Below are 16,581 nucleotides of genomic sequence, written 5' to 3'. Positions count from 1 at the left end.
GGTATTAAAACGGAATTCCTTTAAATTTGAAGCATGAGAAAATTTTTCCTTCCCTATCTACTACTATGCGCCTTAATTTCATGCAGTGATGGTGACTTGCAAATAGAAAGTATAGATTTTGATAGTGTTACCGCTCAATTTTGTACCGACCCCCAAGCCGACTCCGATAACATTTTGTTTAAGATCAATGATGATGAAGCATTGATTTTGAATTTACAAAGTGGCGTATTAAATAATGGTGTATTGAATGAAACTATTACCACGGAAAGTACTGTTCCGAGTCAATCAAAAATTACATACCGTATTTTTTCCGATAACGTATCCACGGCATATTTCTGTGATGAAATCCCACCTGTAACGCCAACAGTAATTGAAGAAATTGAAGCTGAAGACGGTTCGGTCATCATTGAAACGGTAAGTGATGCAGATGGCACCAACTTTGTCCATACCATACGTTTGAGCGGTGTTTCTTTTGTAAATTCTGCTGGAGAGCGCATTACGAATTTGACCATTGATGAATTTGGGGAGGTGACCACCGTAATTGCCAACTAGCTATTCTGAAAAATATATACTTCGGTTGCTCCCAGGCCATATTTTTGGTAATCAGCATCATAGAACTTTAGATTATCATACTTATTGAACAGATAATAAAGCTCCTCTTTGAGTATCCCTTCACCAACACCATGAATAAAGACAACTTTCTGAATGCGTTTGGCAATGGCAAAGTTCAATTGTCTTTTAGCGGCATCTAACTGAATGTTCAGCATTTCAAAATTGCTAAGCCCCCGGGTGGATTTCACCAGTTGGTTAATGTGAAGATCTACTTCCATTTTTGGAGCATTTCGCTCTTTGGGTTTAGGAATTTGAAAGGTTTTCTTTTTTGAAAGGTCCTTTTCCTTCTTTATTTGGGCGGCTTCAAAATTAGTGACATGAATCTCTCCGCTTATCTTGACCAATTCTTTTGATGTGTATTTCATGGCAAAGCCCTCATCCGTAATCAAAGTAATTATGTCTCCATGTACCGCCTCTACGGTTCCAGAAATGGCTTCATCCAATACCTCAACTTGATCACCAATAACAAAGAACGCCATAGAGATTTCTATCTAAAAAAGTTTGAAAAGTTTAATACCAATAGCAAAAATAGTAGTATTTTTCTTGGCCGTAACCACAACCATGTATCAACAACTTACCCATGTATTGCTTATTACCAAGGACTATATGCTTCCTTGTCTTAACAAAAAGTTGTTTGGTATAGACTGTCCGGGATGTGGTATGCAACGGGCGGTCCATTTACTTTTTCATGGTGATTTTGTGGCAGCGTTTAAAATGTACCCTGCCATTTACCCAATCCTTATTCTCTTAACTTTTTTGGTTTCCAACATCTTTGTAAAATTCAAATATGCGCATCACATAAAGTTGTTTTTGATGCTTTTGACTGCTGGAACTATTATCGTTAGCTATATTCTAAAAATGAACAATTTTTTCAATTAATATTTAAATTATGGAACAACAAAAACTCCCAAATTCAACACTGATCTTAGTCTTTGGTATTATTTCAATTGTCACCTGTTGTTGTTATGGTGTATTAGGACTAATCTTCGGTATTATTGCTTTGGTTTTAGCCAATAAGGCAACTAAGCTTTACATGGAAAACCCAGAAATGTATGAGGGCTTTAAAAATGTAAAAACAGGTAAAATATTGGCCATTATAGGTATTGTACTTAATGTACTCTTCCTTGCTTACATCATTTGGGCCGTATCTTACTTTGGATGGGAAACATTGCAAGACCCTGAGAGAATGCAAGAATTATTAGAACAATACCAATAAAACTATGAGTCAACAACCTTTACCAGGGGCAAGCACTGTGCTAACAATGGGGATTATCTCCGTTGTTGGCACCATATTTTGCTGTGGCCCTTTCGGAATTATTTTTAGCATAATTGCCCTTGTAAAAGCCAAAACAGCCAATGCTTTGTATATGCAAAGTCCAGAAAACTATAGTGACTATAGTAATATAAAAACAGGCAAAATATTAGCCTATATAGGCCTTGGTCTATCCTTGGTCTACCTATTGCTATTTATTCTTTATTTTGGATTTATCGTAGCAATGGTTGCAGGTAGTGGGGAATGGAGTGGAGAGTTTTAGTTAGCGACTTCACTAATGAATTTGAGACGATAGAGCCGTAACTCTTCGTCTTCATAATCACCATCAAATTCTTCTACGGCTTCAGAAATGGAATCCGTGTCTGCTTCAATAAAGTAGTCATGGATTTCTTCTTGTTGGTCTTCATCCAGAATTTCATCAATCCAGTAGCCAATATTCAATTTTGTGCCACTAAAGACAATCTGTTCCATTTCCTTAATTAGGGATGGTAATTCCAATCCTTTTGCCGAAGCGATATCGTCCAAGGGCAATTTTCTGTCAACATTTTGGATAATATATAGTTTTAATCCTGAATTGGCTCCAGTACTTTTTACAACCAAATCATCTGGTCTAACTATATCGTTCTCTTCAACATAGTTGGCAATCAGAGTTATAAAAGGTTTTCCGTATTTTTTGGCTTTACCCTCACCTACCCCATGAATATTTAGCAACTCCTCCATACTAATGGGATATTTTAAGGCCATATCATCCAAAGAAGGGTCTTGAAATACTACAAAAGGTGGAACGCCAATTTTCTTTGCCTCATTTTTACGAAGGTCTTTTAATAATTTCAGCAGGTTATTGTCGGCAGCGCCCCCGCCAGACTTGCTGGCTGTAATAATGGCGTCATTGTTCTCCTCACTGTAGACATGATCCTTAGTCATCATAAATGATGATGGAGCATTTATAAATTCTACTCCCTTTTTTGTGAGGTGCAAAATACCGTACTGTTCAATTTCCTTTTTTAACAATCCTGCAACCAAAACCTGTCTCGTCAAAGCCATCCAATAACCTTCATCTTTTTCAGAACCTATTCCAAAAAAATCCTTTTCATCTGTTTTGTAGGATGAAATCATTGCATTTACTTTTCCGACCAATATTTTAACGGTTTCCTTGGTCTTAAACTTTTCATTTGTGCCTTGTACTACACTTAAAAGTTTTACCACTTCATCCTTCGCTTCTTCTTTTTTCTTCGGATTTCTGGCATTATCATCCATATTGGCACCATCCCCATTTACAGCATCAAAATTTTCTCCAAAATAATGGAGGATAAATTTTCTGCGAGACATTGAGGTCTCGGCGTATGCAACGATTTCCTGTAGCAGTGCATTGCCTATTTCTTGTTCGGCCACTGGTTTTCCCGACATGAATTTTTCTAGCTTTTCCACATCCTTGTATGCATAAAATGCCAAACAGTGTCCCTCACCACCATCTCTTCCCGCTCTTCCAGTTTCTTGATAGTAACTTTCTATACTTTTTGGAATATCATGATGTATTACAAAACGGACATCTGGTTTATCTATGCCCATCCCAAAGGCTATTGTAGCAACTACAACATCCACCTCTTCCATCAAAAACATATCTTGGTACTTCGATCTGGTCTTGGCATCAAAACCAGCATGATAAGGAACAGCACTTACACCATTTACCTGTAATACTTGCGCAAGTTCTTCTACCCTTTTTCTGCTCAGGCAGTAAATAATCCCTGATTTTCCTTGATTTTGCTTTACAAATCGGATAATATCCGCGTCCACATTTTGAGTTTTAGGGCGCACTTCATAAAACAAATTAGGCCTATTGAACGAAGCCTTAAATACCTTGGCATCCGTCATTCCAAGATTTTTGATGATATCTTCCTGAACTTTTGGAGTTGCCGTTGCAGTCAGTCCAATAATTGGGATATTCTCGCCTAGGCGATTGATTATACTTTTAAGGTTCCTATACTCCGGTCTGAAGTCATGCCCCCATTCCGAAATACAGTGTGCCTCATCAACAGCCACAAAAGAAAGCGGAACACCCTTTAAAAATTCTATATTTTCTTCTTTCGTCAAAGATTCTGGGGCAACATATAACAACTTTGTAATGCCACTGGAAATATCCTCTTTAACCTGTTTTACTTCCGTTTTGGTCAAAGAAGAATTTAGTACATGGGCTATACCATGATGTTCGGATACTCCTCTAATGGCATCTACCTGATTCTTCATTAGTGCTATTAGCGGTGACACTACAATGGAAGTCCCCTCTTTCATGATTGCAGGCAACTGGTAGCAAAGCGATTTACCTCCACCTGTTGGCATAATTACAAACGTGTCCTTATTCTCAAGTATATTCTGTATTACTTTTTCCTGTAGCCCTTTGAATTGTGAAAAACCAAAGTATTTTTTTAATGAAGAGTGCAAATCGGAGTTTGTAAAACCCATTTCCTTATGTTCGATTTAAAACAATAAACCTATATTGAAGGTTATTAAAATTTCTAATTTTGAATGTCTATTTAAAAGAAGAAGCATTCTGTCTCCCTTAAATGGTTAGTAAGAGATAGTTTGTTTAGTTTTGTAATCTTAAATATAATACATTCTTTTAGGAATACAATTAGATAATCTGTTTATTACCTTGAGCGACATTCAGTCTATTTTATCCATTGCAAAGAGAACCATTGAAACGGAAAGTAAGGCCATACAAAATCTGGTTAATCTTCTAGATGAGCAATTTGCCCATGCCGTACAACACATATTAGCTTCCCAAGGAAGGGTCGTCGTATCTGGAGTTGGTAAAAGTGCCATAATAGCATCAAAAATAGTAGCCACCCTTAATTCTACTGGAACTCCTGCCATTTTTATGCATGCTGCAGATGCTATTCATGGAGATTTAGGCACTATTCAGGAGAATGATGTTGTGGTATGTATTTCAAAAAGTGGAAATACGCCTGAGATAAAAGCATTGCTTCCTTTAATCAAAATTGGGAAAAATAAATTAATCGGTATTACGGGCAATATGGATTCCATGTTGGCCAAGCAGGCGGATTGGGCCATCAGTACCTTTGTTGAAAAGGAAGCTTGCCCCAATAACCTAGCTCCAACTACGAGCACTTCAGCTCAATTAGCAATGGGAGATGCACTTGCTATTAGTCTGTTGGAGCTAAGAGGATTTAGCAGCGCAGATTTTGCAAAATATCATCCTGGGGGCGCCTTGGGCAAAAAATTGTATTTAAGGGTGGCAGACATTGTAGTAAACAATCAAAAACCACAAGTAGATATTGATTCAAGCGTAAAAGAAGTCATCGTTGAAATTTCGGAAAAAATGCTTGGCGTTACCGCGGTAATGGATAAGGATACCCTTGTTGGCATAGTAACCGACGGGGATATTAGAAGAATGCTGAGCAAATATGATAATATCAGTGGATTAACCGCCAAAGATATCATGACTTCCAATCCAAAAACCATAGCAGTGGACACTTTAGCGGTGAATGCATTAAAAATGTTGCAGGAAAAAGGCATTTCGCAACTTTTAGCTTTTGAAAACGAACAATACGCAGGAATTGTACACATCCATAATCTTATAAACGAAGGTATTCTGTAATGGCAAAAACAGTAAACCAAAACCCAGACGAAATGTCCTTTTTGGACCATTTGGAAGAACTAAGATGGCATTTAATTAGATCTGTCATCGCTATTGTTTTGGTGGCATGTGTCGCTTTTGTAATGAAAGATTTCATTTTTGACACGGTCATTTTTGGTCCTAAAAAAATGAGCTTTCCAACCTATCAGTTTTTCTGTAAAATAGCCACATTTTTTAATATTACTTCTGAGTTTTGTGGAGATGCTTTACCATTTACCATACAAAACCGAACCATGGCTGGGCAGTTTTCTGCCCACATATGGACTTCTATATGGGCGGGCTTTATTCTTGCCTTTCCTTATGTATTATGGGAAGTATGGCGATTTATCAGTCCCGGATTGCATAAAAATGAACGTAGGCATTCCAAGGGATTCATTTTTACAGCTTCCTTTTTATTCTTTCTTGGGGTATTATTCGGGTATTATGTAGTGGCACCCTTATCCATTAACTTTTTAGGCACGTACCAGGTAAGTAAGGAAGTACTCAATGAAATCGATATCAGCTCTTTTATCGCAACGGTAAGAGCCTCTGTTATTGCTTGCGGAATAATGTTCGAGCTTCCTATCATTATATACTTTTTGACCAAAGTAGGATTGGTTACTCCAGAAATATTGAAGAAATATAGAAAGATTGCCTTGGTCGTGGTATTGATTCTGTGTGCAGTAATTACCCCTCCAGATGTGGCGAGTCAGATAATTGTGGCCATCCCCGTGCTGATGCTGTATCAAGCTAGTATTTATATTTCCAGATTAGTCATTAAACGCGACGCAAAAAAAGAAGCAGAAAATGTCAAATAAAGTTGAAGAATTCAATGCTTATCGTGCAAAAATGAACGATAAGTTATTAGCTGAAAACAATAAGCTCATCAAAAGAATTTTTAATCTAGACACCAATGCTTTTATGGCTGGCGCTTTAGATGTAAAAACAAAAGAACTCTTAGGGCTGGTTGCCTCAGCCGTAATGCGATGTGACGATTGCGTAAAATACCATTTGGAAAGCTCTAAAAAAGAAGGGGCAACCAAAGAAGAAGTGATGGAAACCTTAGGAATTGCGACCTTAATTGGAGGCACTATAGTGATTCCGCATTTAAGAAGAGCATATGAGTTTTGGGAAGCGTTGGAAGAACACGAGGCTTAAAAAAAACCCAAAGACCACAATCTAGAAAAAGAATATGTTTAGTTTTGGCGAATTCTTATGAAGCTACGAGCTGAAAATATCATGAAGGCCTACAGGGGCCGCAAAGTTGTAAAGGGTATTTCCTTAGAAGTAAACCAAGGTGAAATTGTAGGTTTGCTGGGGCCCAATGGTGCCGGAAAAACCACTTCTTTTTATATGATTGTTGGTTTAATAAAACCTAACGGAGGCAATATCTATCTGGATGATATGGAAATTACCAATTTTCCCATGTACAAAAGAGCTCAAAATGGTATTGGGTATTTGGCTCAGGAAGCATCCGTATTTCGAAAGTTAAGTATTGAGAAAAACATTCTTAGTGTGCTTCAGTTGACCAAACTAAGCAAAAAGGAGCAACATATGAAGATGGAGTCCCTAATTGACGAGTTTGGTTTAGGACATATTCGTAAAAACAGAGGTGATTTACTTTCGGGTGGAGAGCGCAGAAGAACAGAAATTGCCCGTGCTTTGGCCACAGACCCCAAGTTTATACTCTTAGATGAACCTTTTGCAGGGGTTGATCCAGTTGCAGTAGAAGATATACAACGTATTGTTGCACAGTTGAAAGACAAAAATATTGGTATCTTAATTACAGATCACAACGTACAAGAAACCTTGGCCATCACAGAACGGTCTTACCTTATGTTTGAAGGCGGTATTTTAAAAGCAGGGATTCCAGAAGATTTAGCTCAGGACGAAATGGTGCGCAAGGTATATCTGGGACAAAATTTTGAGCTCCGAAAAAAGAAGCTGGATTTTTAAGCCTTTTTAGAATTAGAACTGAGCAAAGAAGCCAGGATATAGAATACAATTACCAACGGTATTGCCAAAAACCTCAGCGTTAACAACATCACCAAGCTGCCTATCAAAAACAAGTACCGCACGGCATTGTCTTTAAAGCTCCAATTTTTAAACTTTAAGGCAAAAAGTTCAATATTGGAATTCAACAGAAATGCACTTACCAAGGTCAATCCTATCAAAAACCACTGGTTTAAAATAATTCCATTGAGTACCTCATTGTTGTGATACAGTAAAACTAACGGTAACGAAAGAATCAAAAGAGCATTTGCCGGTGTAGGAAGCCCTTTAAAAGAAGAAACTTGGTTCTCATCTACATTAAATTTTGCCAATCGGTACGCAGATGCTAGGGTGATAATAAATCCTGATAATGAAAGCGTATAAAACTTGACTCCAGACCATGCCATAGCAGAAGACGATTCTTCAAAGAAAAAGCTATTCCATCCACCTGTATGGGCCATATTTAATAATTGAAACATGACGATACCCGGCACTAAGCCGCTGGTAATCATATCGGCCAGAGAGTCCAATTGTACACCAACCTCACTTTGAACATTCAAAACACGAGCCGCAAGACCGTCAAAAAAATCAAAAAATATTCCAATGAATACAAAAAGGGCGGCCAACTCCAATTGATTAAGTACCGCAAAGACCACCGCAATGCAACCGCTAAAAAGATTAAGTAAGGTTAAAAAATTGGGAACATACTGCTTCATTTGGCTAGATTTTCGTAAAAATAACATAAAAAACAAAGTGCTGGATTTTCATAACCAGACATGTACTATTTATTCTGATATTTGTTCTGACAACGTCACGAATGAAATATAGAATTTTACTTTTTGCACTACTATTTCTGGTTGGAAAAAATGGGCTTTCACAAATCCCAACACTTTCAGATAAATCACAAATAAGCTTGCTTACTTGCGCTGCTGGAGATGAACTTTATTACGCCTTTGGCCATAGTGCATTTAGGGTTCAAGACTCCGCACTGGGTATAGATGTGGTTTACAACTATGGCACTTTCGACTTTAACCGTCCAAATTTCTATTTGAACTTTGTTAAAGGGAAGATGATTTACTCCCTTTCTAGAAGAAGTTTTAATCGGTTTCTTTTTGATTATGAAATGGAAAAAAGATGGGTGAAAGAGCAGATTTTAGATTTGACCTTACCTGAAAAAAATAAGTTGCTAGCCTTCTTTGAAAATAATTATCTACCAGAAAACAGGGACTATTTATATGATCCTCTACTAAACAATTGTTCTAGTATAACCGGAAACATCTTATTGGAACAATTTGGTGATGCCATTGTTTTTAATGATTCGCACTTAGAAAACAGGTTCACTTTTAGACAGCTGGTAAGGCAAAACTTAGAGATAAACTCTTGGGCTTCATTTGGAATAGATGTCGCATTTGGCTCCGTTGTGGACCGAAAAGCTACTTTGCAAGAGCATATGTTTTTACCCTACTATGCCATGAATCAATTAAAGAATACAACCAAAAGTGGGAAACCTTTGGTAGAAAGAGAACGCACCGTGCTCGATTACAATGAGCATACAAAAAATGGATTTTTCCCATTATCCCCTTTATTTTGGTTTACGCTATTGCTTTTATTCACTTTAATTGTAACCTATTTAGATTATAAGCACAAAGCACGCAGCAAATGGTTAGATTTCTCGCTTTTCTTAATTACTGGGCTAATTGGCACATTCTTGTTGCTACTTTGGGTTGCCGCAGATCACACCTCAACACCCAAAAACTTTAATATGCTATGGGCTTTTCCCTTGAATCTCATTGTAGCTTTTATATTCGTTTTTCAAAGCCAGCCCCCTAAATGGTTTTTCAAGTATTTACAGATTGCTTTGGCTCTTTTAGGAATTCTTGTTCTACTTTGGATATTTAAGGTTCAAATCTTTTCGCCTGTGTTAATTCCTTTGCTTTTAACCTTGGCTGTCCGTTATGGTTATATTCTTAAATTTTCAAAGCCGTAACTTGTCACGATAATTTTTTTCCATGAATCTGCTCACCGTAGAAAACATATCCAAATCTTATGGGGAATTGTCATTATTTTCCAATATTTCCTTTGGAATAAATAGTGACCAAAAAATTGCGTTAATCGCAAAAAATGGAAGTGGAAAAACTTCCATCTTAAACATTATCTCAGGAAAAGACACTTCCGAAACCGGCCAAGTTACCACCAGAAAGGGAATTCAAATTGCCTTTTTGGAACAAGAACCAAATCTAAATCCAGCTTTGACGGTTGAGGAAACTATTTTTAGTACGGACAACGAAATTCTAAAAGTAATTTCCAACTACGAGAAAGCGGTTCAAAACCCAGAAGAAGAAGATGAGTACCAAAAAGCATTTGAAGCAATGGAACGCCATAATGCTTGGGACTTTGAAACGCAATACAAGCAGATTCTATTTAAGTTGCACCTAGACCAGCTAAATCAAAAGGTAAGCATGCTCTCAGGAGGGCAAAAAAAACGACTGGCATTGGCTAATGCCCTACTAAACAAACCAGATTTGCTCATATTGGATGAGCCAACCAACCATCTCGATTTAGAAATGATAGAATGGCTAGAAGCATACTTTACCAAAGAGAATATTACGCTTTTTATGGTTACCCACGATCGCTATTTTCTAGAACGCGTATGCAATGAAATTATAGAGTTGGATAATAACCAATTGTTTAGCTATAAGGGCAACTATTCTTACTACTTAAATGAAAAAGAAGCTCGAATGGAACGAGAGGCAGTTGAGCAGCACAAGTCAAAACTGCTTTTTAAAAAAGAGTTGGACTGGATGCGCAGGCAACCAAAAGCCAGAACCACTAAATCTAAATCCAGAATTGATGATTTTAAGGAAATAAAGCAGAAAGCAAATCAAAGACGTTCAGATCATCAGGTACAATTGGAATTGAATATGGAACGCTTGGGGAGCAAGATTCTAGAGCTCCATAACATTTCCAAATCTTATGGAGAAAAGACCATTTTAGAAAAATTCGATTATAATTTTACCAAAGGAGAACGCGTCGGCATTATTGGACAAAACGGAACCGGAAAGTCCACTTTTTTAAACATTATCACCCAAAAAGAAGCTATAGATGGTGGAAAAGTGGTTGTGGGAGATACCTTGAAGTTCGGATACTATACCCAAAAAGGGATTCATGTTAAGGAAGGACAAAAGGTTATTGAAGTTATACGTGAATTTGGAGATTACATTCCATTAAAAAAAGGAAAACAAATCTCCGCACAACAACTTTTAGAACGATTCTTATTCGATAGAAAAAAGCAATATGATTTTGTAGAAAAACTTAGTGGCGGAGAACGTAAACGGCTGTACTTATGTACCGTACTCATTCAAAATCCTAATTTCCTGATTTTAGATGAGCCTACGAACGATTTGGACATTGTTACTCTAAATGTATTGGAGAGTTTTTTATTGGACTTTCCTGGGTGTTTGATCGTTGTATCCCATGATCGCTACTTTATGGACAAAATTGTAGATCACCTATTTATTTTTAAAGGTGATGGTATTATCGAAGATTTTCCCGGGAACTATTCCGATTACCGCGCTTATGAAAGCAGCAAAACCATTGCAGCACGAGAGGCTAAAAACAATGGCACGGAAAAGACTGAAAAAACAAGTTGGAAGGAAAAGGATGATGGTAGAAAGCTAACTTACCAAGAGCAAAAAGAGCACAACCAATTAGAGAAAGTGATTCAAAAATTGGAAGAACAAAAAGAAATTTTGCAGAATAAATTCACAGATTCTAGCTTGGACGGTGATGAAATCAAGCAACTTTCTATTGAACTCAAGGAAATCTCAAACACCATTGAAACCAAAACAGAACGTTGGTTTGAGCTTTCTGCTATTCTAGAAGGTTAACATGTTCTATCGATTGTTTGCATATCTAAAATTTTTGTCAAAATCTACCAATCAGCATGGTGTCCACTCCCCTTTTGTGTATGATTATGTTACAAAATGCCTGTACTCCAAACCAAAAAGGTCAAAATCAAAAACAGAAGATGTCTTGCTAAAAAGTGTTTCTTTTTTCTATCGTGAAGGTTTTTCGGTATTGGCTAATAAGGGTTTTAAAAAAATTATGAATTCGAATTTACCTTATCCAGTTAATGAAAGGGCTCCATTTGATTTTGTCTATTTTGAAAACCCTGATTACAACTCTGTTCTGAGCACTATCCAAAATGACAAAATCAGTAACAACGGTATGGTGTTGGTAAATTCCATTCATCAGAACGCCTTGAATCAAAATAATTGGGAAAAACTTATTGCATTAAAAGAAATTACTGTCAGTATTGATATGTATCATTTAGGCATACTTTTTATAAGGAAAGAACAAGAAAAAGAACATTTCACCATCCGGATTTAAAAAAGTAATTTTAAGTATCTAAAGCACTTCCTTTATGGGCGACATCATATATTATATTTTAGGAGTCTTGGCCATCGTTTATTTGGTAATCCTTTTTAAAAATAGACGAGGTACACGAAATAGAAAGTCCCGCAAATTTATGGATGGCAAACGTAAACACGATAAACACAGTTGACAATGGGCAATGAACAATTTACACTGGGCATTGATAACTGTTAATTGTTAATTGACCACTGATATAATGAAGATTTATACCAAAACAGGCGATAAGGCTACTACAGCACTTTTTACAGGCAAACGAGTACCCAAACATCATATTCGTATTGAAAGTTACGGCACCATAGATGAGCTAAATTCATTTTTAGGCTTGCTCAGGGACCAAAAAATGGATTCAAATTCCAAAGAAATTTTAGCGCTTATTCAAAACAAGCTTTTTACCGTAGGGGCAATTCTTGCTACGGAACCTAAAAAAGAAAATCGGTTGAAAATTCCTAAAATCGCTATTGAGGATATCGAGCTTCTGGAGAAAGAGATAGATCAAATGAACGAAGAACTTCCAGAAATGACTCACTTTATTCTGCCTGGCGGACATAGCACCGTGTCATACTGTCATATTGCCCGTACAGTTTGTCGCAGAGCAGAACGTATGATTTCTTATCTTCATGAAAATGAGCCCGTACCCGAGCGGTTACTTTCTTATGTAAACAGACTTTCTGATTATCTTTTTGTCTTGGCACGAAAGTTGTCAAAGGATTTACAGGCAGAAGAGGTCAAGTGGATTCCCGAAAAAGTGGACAAATAAATCCCTGTTTTCTGCGTTACAGATTAACAAGTTGAAAATATTTTTTTAAATAATGTCGATTTTGCTTGGCAAATTGAGTTTAAAAATTATTTTTGCAAAAAATTTAAAATCAAACCGTTACTATGTACTGGACATTAGAATTAGCTTCATATTTAAGTGATGCGCCTTGGCCAGCCACCAAAGACGAATTAATAGATTATGCCATCCGTACCGGAGCTCCATTGGAAGTAGTTGAAAACTTGCAGTCCATGGAAGAAGAAGGTGGCGAAATTTACGAGTCCATCGAGGAAATATGGCCCGATTATCCCACTGAGGAAGATTACCTCTGGAATGAGGATGAGTATTAATCCAATAACAACAAAACACAATTAAAAAGTCTCATTTGAGGCTTTTTTTTATGTAATTTTGACAGCCTAGTAAGAGCTTTCTACCCTACTCTGGACAATGGAACAGCTTTTGCAATCCAAAAGAAAAATTATTCATGAGCTTTATTAATTCCGTACTAAAGGTTTTCGTTGGAGATAAATCAGAAAAAGACGTAAAATCATTACAGCCTTTGGTAAAAGAGGTAAAATCCTTTGAACAGCAGCTTGAAGGATTGACCCACGATGAACTAAGACAAAAAACAGTTTCCTTCAAATCCCAAATACAAGAAGATTGTAAGGAGATAAATGATAAGATAGCGGCTTTAAAAAAGGAGGTACAGAACTCCACGGACATTGACCGAAATGAAGATATCTACATGGAAATTGATAAGCTCAATGAAGAAGCTTATAAAATTTCAGAAAAAACATTAGACACCATTCTTCCGGAAGCATTTGCTGTGGTAAAGGAAACTGCCAAGCGTTTTACTACCAATGAAACCATTACAGTAACAGCCTCAGAATTTGACCGATCACTTTCAGGCTCCAAAGATTATGTTTCCCTTGAACGAGATAATGCTGTTTGGAAAAATTCTTGGGACGCAGCTGGAAAGGAAGTGACTTGGGATATGATCCATTATGATGTGCAGCTTATAGGAGGTATCGCACTTCATCAAGGAAAAATTGCGGAGATGCACACAGGTGAAGGAAAAACATTAGTAGCCACACTTCCACTTTATTTAAATGCACTATCTGGAAAAGGAGCACATTTGGTTACCGTGAACGATTATTTGGCCAAAAGGGATAGCGCTTGGATGGCACCTATCTTTGAATTCCACGGCCTTTCAGTGGATTGTATAGACAAACACCAACCCAATTCTGATGGCAGAAGAGCGGCCTATAACGCAGACATTACCTATGGTACCAATAATGAATTCGGTTTTGATTATTTAAGGGATAACATGGCCCATACTCCGGGCGATTTGGTGCAAAAGCCTCATCATTATTCCATTGTGGATGAGGTAGATTCAGTGTTGATTGATGATGCTCGTACGCCATTGATCATCTCTGGACCCGTTCCTGAAGGTGACCGTCATGAATTCAATGAGCTTAAACCCAAAGTAGGTGATATTGTTCAAAAACAACGACAGTATTTAACTGGTGTGTTGGCAGAAGCCAAAAAACTGATTGCCGAAGGAGATACCAAAGAAGGAGGCTTTCAACTGTTAAGAGTTCATAGAGGTTTACCAAAAAACAAAGCTCTAATCAAATTTTTAAGTGAAGAAGGTGTAAAGCAGTTGCTACAGAAGACGGAAAACTTCTATATGCAAGACAATAATAGAGAGATGCCTAAGGTTGATGCGGAACTTCTATTTACCATTGATGAAAAGAACAATCAAATTGAATTAACGGACAAAGGAGTCGATTATATTTCCGGAGACCAGGATAAAGACTTTTTTGTGATGCCAGATATAGGTGGCGAAATTGCAAAAATTGAGAATCAAAATCTGGAGATAGAAAAAGAGGCCGAACTCAAAGAAGTACTTTTTAAAGAATTCGCTGTTAAGAGTGAACGTATCCATACCATGAGTCAATTGCTTAAGGCGTACACGCTTTTTGAAAAAGATGTGGAGTATGTCGTCATGGATAACAAAGTAATGATTGTGGATGAGCAGACGGGTCGTATTATGGATGGAAGACGTTATTCTGATGGACTGCACCAAGCCATAGAAGCCAAGGAAAATGTAAAGATTGAGGCTATGACTCAAACCTTTGCCACGATTACGCTTCAGAATTACTTTAGAATGTATAACAAGCTGGCTGGTATGACGGGTACAGCGGTTACCGAAGCTGGGGAGTTCTGGGAAATCTATAAGTTGGATGTCATGGAAATTCCAACAAACAGACCTATAGCTCGTGATGATAGACATGATTTGATCTACAAGACCAAACGGGAAAAATACAATGCCATTATTGAAGAGGTGACAGACCTTTCAAAAGCTGGAAGACCTGTTTTAATTGGTACAACTTCAGTTGAAATATCAGAATTACTTTCAAAATTACTCAGCGTAAGAAAAATTCCACATAACGTTCTTAATGCAAAACTGCATAAAAAAGAAGCAGATATCGTTGCCGAAGCAGGTAATGCAGGAATCGTAACGATTGCCACCAACATGGCGGGTCGTGGAACAGATATTAAACTAAGTACACAGGTAAAAGAGGCTGGCGGATTGGCCATTGTGGGTACAGAACGCCATGATTCTAGACGTGTGGATAGACAGTTAAGAGGTAGATCAGGACGTCAGGGAGACCCAGGAAGCTCACAGTTCTATGTTTCTTTGGAAGATAATCTAATGCGTTTGTTTGGCTCCGACCGGGTGGCTAAAATGATGGACCGCATGGGCTTAGAAGATGGCGAGGTAATCCAGCATTCCATGATGACAAAATCCATTGAGCGGGCACAGAAAAAGGTAGAGGAAAACAACTTTGGTATTCGTAAACGATTATTGGAATATGATGATGTGATGAATGCCCAGCGGGAAGTAGTTTATAAACGAAGAAAACACGCACTGCAAGGAGAACGTTTAAAAGTGGATATCGCTAATATGATTTACGATACCTGTGAAGTCATTGCAGAAACCAATAAGGTCGCGGACGATTATAAAAACTTTGAGTTTGAACTCATAAAATACTTTTCGATCACCTCTCCGGTAACCGAAGACGAATTTAAAAGATTGAGTTTCCAAGATATTGCCAATACGGTTTATAAAGCGGCATATGATTTCTATCAGCAAAAAATGGAGCGAAGCGCTACGGTAGCTTTTCAAGTCATCAAAAAAGTATACGAAGACCAATCCAATAAGTTTGAGCGTATTGTTGTTCCTTTTACAGATGGTATTAAATCCTTGAATGTAGTTACCAATCTTGAAGGTGCTTATACCAGCAATGGAAAGCAACTGATTACCGATTTTGAGAAAAACATTTCACTGGCCATTATAGATGATTCTTGGAAAACACATCTGCGTAAAATGGACGAATTAAAACAATCTGTTCAGTTAGCAGTTCATGAGCAAAAAGACCCTCTTTTAATCTATAAGTTTGAAGCCTTTGAGCTTTTTAAAGAAATGATTGATAAGGTGAACAAAGAAGTGATTTCTTTTTTGTTCAAAGGGGAATTGCCTACAGAAAATACGAATCAGGTTCAGGAAGCAAGAAACGTTCGTAGGCCCAAGGAAAATTTGCGGACTTCTAAAGAAGAAATTCCAAATAGTGATGAATTAGCTGCCCAAAACAGAGCCGCTGGTCAAACACAAGGAAGAAGACCAGAAGTTACCGAAACCATTGTTCGCGAAAAACCGAAAATTGGCAGGAACGACCGGGTTACCATTAAAAATGTTATGTCTGGCGAAAGCAAAACCGTTAAATATAAACAAGCGGAACCGCTTATTGATAAAGGGGAATGGGTACTGGTTGAAAACTAATCCCAAAAAAATTAAAATTATTAGGCGACAGTCAT

Annotated in this window: 17 protein-coding genes; 14 read left to right on the top strand and 3 right to left on the bottom strand. The window is 37.4% G+C overall.

What is annotated here, in order from left to right; all coding sequences use genetic code 11:
• Positions 1-33: 33 nt before the first annotated feature.
• Complete coding sequence (locus FVB32_RS11110) at positions 34-552, top strand: hypothetical protein (protein ID WP_147743868.1); 519 nt, start codon at positions 34-36, stop codon at positions 550-552.
• On the opposite strand, the gene FVB32_RS11105 is transcribed toward FVB32_RS11110, so the two are convergent.
• Positions 549-1,091 (bottom strand): Smr/MutS family protein, encoded by a 543-nt coding sequence (locus FVB32_RS11105; RefSeq protein ID WP_147743867.1) that lies wholly within the window; start codon positions 1,089-1,091, stop codon positions 549-551. The genes FVB32_RS11110 and FVB32_RS11105 overlap by 4 nt on opposite strands.
• A gap of 22 nt (positions 1,092-1,113) precedes the next feature.
• On the opposite strand from FVB32_RS11105, the gene FVB32_RS11100 reads away from it, so the two are divergent.
• Genes FVB32_RS11100 through FVB32_RS11090 form a run of 3 tightly spaced genes read left to right on the top strand, consistent with a single transcriptional unit; the run spans position 1,114 to position 2,147 of the window.
• Entirely contained in the window at positions 1,114-1,491 is a 378-nt protein-coding gene (locus tag FVB32_RS11100; protein WP_317132209.1) for a DUF2752 domain-containing protein, read from the top strand.
• A gap of 10 nt (positions 1,492-1,501) precedes the next feature.
• Complete coding sequence (locus tag FVB32_RS11095) at positions 1,502-1,828, top strand: CCC motif membrane protein (protein WP_147743866.1); 327 nt, start codon at positions 1,502-1,504, stop codon at positions 1,826-1,828.
• Positions 1,829-1,832: 4 nt separating this feature from the next.
• A complete protein-coding gene (locus FVB32_RS11090; RefSeq protein WP_147743865.1) occupies positions 1,833-2,147 on the top strand; it encodes a CCC motif membrane protein in 315 nt (104 codons plus the stop codon).
• On the opposite strand, the gene FVB32_RS11085 is transcribed toward FVB32_RS11090, so the two are convergent.
• Positions 2,144-4,345, bottom strand: a complete 2,202-nt coding sequence (locus FVB32_RS11085; RefSeq protein WP_147743864.1) for an ATP-dependent DNA helicase RecQ — start codon at positions 4,343-4,345, stop codon at positions 2,144-2,146. The genes FVB32_RS11090 and FVB32_RS11085 overlap by 4 nt on opposite strands.
• Before the next feature lie 190 nt (positions 4,346-4,535).
• On the opposite strand from FVB32_RS11085, the gene FVB32_RS11080 reads away from it, so the two are divergent.
• From FVB32_RS11080 to lptB, 4 genes are read left to right on the top strand one after another with little or no spacing between them, the layout of a single operon-like run.
• Positions 4,536-5,501, top strand: coding sequence for a KpsF/GutQ family sugar-phosphate isomerase (locus tag FVB32_RS11080; RefSeq protein WP_147743863.1), 966 nt, complete (start codon positions 4,536-4,538; stop codon positions 5,499-5,501).
• Positions 5,501-6,337: a twin-arginine translocase subunit TatC gene (gene tatC / locus FVB32_RS11075; protein WP_147743862.1), complete on the top strand. Its 837-nt coding sequence runs from the start codon at positions 5,501-5,503 to the stop codon at positions 6,335-6,337. Before FVB32_RS11080 ends, tatC begins: the two co-directional genes overlap by 1 nt.
• Complete coding sequence (locus FVB32_RS11070; protein ID WP_147743861.1) at positions 6,327-6,677, top strand: carboxymuconolactone decarboxylase family protein; 351 nt, start codon at positions 6,327-6,329, stop codon at positions 6,675-6,677. The genes tatC and FVB32_RS11070 overlap by 11 nt, the downstream gene beginning before the upstream one ends.
• Before the next feature lie 57 nt (positions 6,678-6,734).
• Positions 6,735-7,475 carry an LPS export ABC transporter ATP-binding protein gene (gene lptB, locus FVB32_RS11065; RefSeq protein WP_147743860.1) on the top strand — a complete coding sequence of 247 codons (741 nt, stop codon included), beginning with the start codon at positions 6,735-6,737 and terminating at the stop codon, positions 7,473-7,475.
• Here lptB and FVB32_RS11060 read toward each other — a convergent pair.
• On the bottom strand, positions 7,472-8,227 hold the full coding sequence (locus FVB32_RS11060) for a CDP-alcohol phosphatidyltransferase family protein (RefSeq protein ID WP_147743859.1): 756 nt from the start codon (positions 8,225-8,227) through the stop codon (positions 7,472-7,474). The two genes, lptB and FVB32_RS11060, sit on opposite strands and share 4 nt — an antisense overlap.
• A 101-nt stretch (positions 8,228-8,328) precedes the next feature.
• Between FVB32_RS11060 and FVB32_RS11055 the strand changes: the two genes are divergently transcribed.
• The 6 genes from FVB32_RS11055 (at position 8,329) to secA (ending at position 16,546) form a co-directional block, all read left to right on the top strand.
• On the top strand, positions 8,329-9,498 hold the full coding sequence (locus tag FVB32_RS11055) for a lipoprotein N-acyltransferase Lnb domain-containing protein (RefSeq protein WP_187269559.1): 1,170 nt from the start codon (positions 8,329-8,331) through the stop codon (positions 9,496-9,498).
• A 22-nt stretch (positions 9,499-9,520) separates the two neighbouring features.
• A complete protein-coding gene (locus FVB32_RS11050; RefSeq protein ID WP_147743857.1) occupies positions 9,521-11,398 on the top strand; it encodes an ABC-F family ATP-binding cassette domain-containing protein in 1,878 nt (625 codons plus the stop codon).
• Between the two features lie 217 nt (positions 11,399-11,615).
• Positions 11,616-11,900: a hypothetical protein gene (locus tag FVB32_RS11045; protein ID WP_147743856.1), complete on the top strand. Its 285-nt coding sequence runs from the start codon at positions 11,616-11,618 to the stop codon at positions 11,898-11,900.
• A 241-nt stretch (positions 11,901-12,141) separates the two neighbouring features.
• On the top strand, positions 12,142-12,702 hold the full coding sequence (locus FVB32_RS11035; RefSeq protein WP_147743854.1) for a cob(I)yrinic acid a,c-diamide adenosyltransferase: 561 nt from the start codon (positions 12,142-12,144) through the stop codon (positions 12,700-12,702).
• A gap of 122 nt (positions 12,703-12,824) precedes the next feature.
• Positions 12,825-13,049: a DUF2795 domain-containing protein gene (locus FVB32_RS11030; protein WP_013551418.1), complete on the top strand. Its 225-nt coding sequence runs from the start codon at positions 12,825-12,827 to the stop codon at positions 13,047-13,049.
• Between the two features lie 134 nt (positions 13,050-13,183).
• On the top strand, positions 13,184-16,546 hold the full coding sequence (gene secA, locus FVB32_RS11025; RefSeq protein WP_147743853.1) for a preprotein translocase subunit SecA: 3,363 nt from the start codon (positions 13,184-13,186) through the stop codon (positions 16,544-16,546).
• The last annotated feature ends 35 nt before the right edge of the window (positions 16,547-16,581 follow it).

This window comes from Flagellimonas hymeniacidonis (assembly GCF_008040165.1).
In the GTDB taxonomy this organism is placed as follows: Bacteria; Bacteroidota; Bacteroidia; order Flavobacteriales; family Flavobacteriaceae; genus Flagellimonas; species Flagellimonas hymeniacidonis.
The sequence above is the reverse complement of the archived record's forward strand: the minus strand, read 5'-3'. Positions and strand labels throughout refer to the sequence as shown.